Here is a 678-nt window from a genome sequence, read left to right on the forward strand (position 1 = left end):
CCGGCACAAAGCCTTCCGCGAGCTGCGGATCGAGCAGACGATGGGTGTAGTCGAAGGTCGGCCCGAGGATCTGGCCGCCCGGGACGTCCTTGAAGGTCGAGGAGATGCGCCGCCGCACCTGCATCTCGCCGGTATTGACCGGCTCGGTGGCGCCGAAGCGCGGCAGCGTGGCGCGGAAGGCGCGGACCAGGAAGATCGCCTCGATCATGTCGCCGCGTGCCTGATTGATCGCGAGCGCCCCAAGCTCGCGATCGTAGAGCGAACCTACGGTCATCACGCGCGCGACAGCCCAACGCGAGTTGCTCGGAGATCTGCGCCAGCGTCACCTCGGGCACATCGCGATCGCCGCGCCGCTCATGCGCAAGCAACCGATGAGCGTTCTCGATGGCGCGCTCGCCTCCCTTGACCGCTACATACATCGCTCACACTCCGCTTGCGATCAGCCGCGTGGTGCGCGGGATCGCGACAATATTGTCGTCATGGACCAGCACGACATCGATGCCGCGCGGGAACAGGGCCTCGTTGATCGACAGCCGCTGGAACAAATCGCGCGGCTTGATCATCGCCTGCAGCACCGCGCTGCCGTCGATGCCGGGCCCCTTCAGCTCGAAGGCCGGCCCCTGCGTCAGGCTGTCGATCTGCAGGATCAGCGTGGTCGAGCGGTCCGGATATTCGCCG

Annotated in this window: 2 protein-coding genes and 1 pseudogene; all 3 read right to left on the reverse strand. The window is 66.4% G+C overall.

Annotated features, from left to right (window positions below; all coding sequences use genetic code 11):
• Positions 1–274 (reverse strand): carbon-phosphorus lyase complex subunit PhnI (locus NS334_RS16220; RefSeq protein ID WP_275044695.1); only part of this gene is annotated, 274 nt, incomplete at its 3' end.
• Positions 275–347: 73 nt separating this feature from the next.
• Positions 348–419 (reverse strand): annotated as a pseudogene (locus NS334_RS19445) (hypothetical protein); the annotation flags it as partial.
• Positions 420–422: 3 nt separating this feature from the next.
• The coding region (locus tag NS334_RS16225) for a phosphonate C-P lyase system protein PhnH (RefSeq protein ID WP_193753136.1) at positions 423–678 on the reverse strand (256 nt) is incomplete at its 5' end.

It is taken from the genome of Sphingomonas endophytica (genome assembly GCF_001476895.1).
GTDB lineage: Bacteria > Pseudomonadota > Alphaproteobacteria > Sphingomonadales > Sphingomonadaceae > Sphingomonas > Sphingomonas endophytica_A.